The sequence below is a fragment of the Gemmiger formicilis genome, from assembly GCF_016901605.1.
Classification (GTDB): domain Bacteria; phylum Bacillota; class Clostridia; order Oscillospirales; family Ruminococcaceae; genus Gemmiger; species Gemmiger formicilis_B.
In genome coordinates, this window is record NZ_JACJKP010000709.1 from 1 (window position 1) to 230 (window position 230).

The 230-nt window shown below is 56.5% G+C and carries 1 pseudogene; it reads right to left on the reverse strand.

Annotated elements, in window-relative coordinates:
• Positions 1 to 107: 107 nt before the first annotated feature.
• A pseudogene (locus H6B10_RS18200) lies at positions 108 to 230 on the reverse strand (methylglyoxal synthase); the annotation flags it as partial.

The window sequence follows — 230 nt, forward strand, 5'->3', positions numbered from 1 at the left end:
GCAGCGCGGCAGATTCCGACCGCGTCAAAAAAGCCATCGTTTACCAATAATGCCAAACAAAAGAGCCGGTTTCCCGTAGGGGAAACCGGCTCTTTTTGGTTGTATGCTTACTTGCGGCCGCGCTGCAGTTCAATCCAGGCGAGGTCGCCCCGTTCCAGGCCGTGGATGAGTACCTCGGCCGTGGCAATATTGGTGGCTACCGGGATGGTGTGCATATCACACAGGCGCAA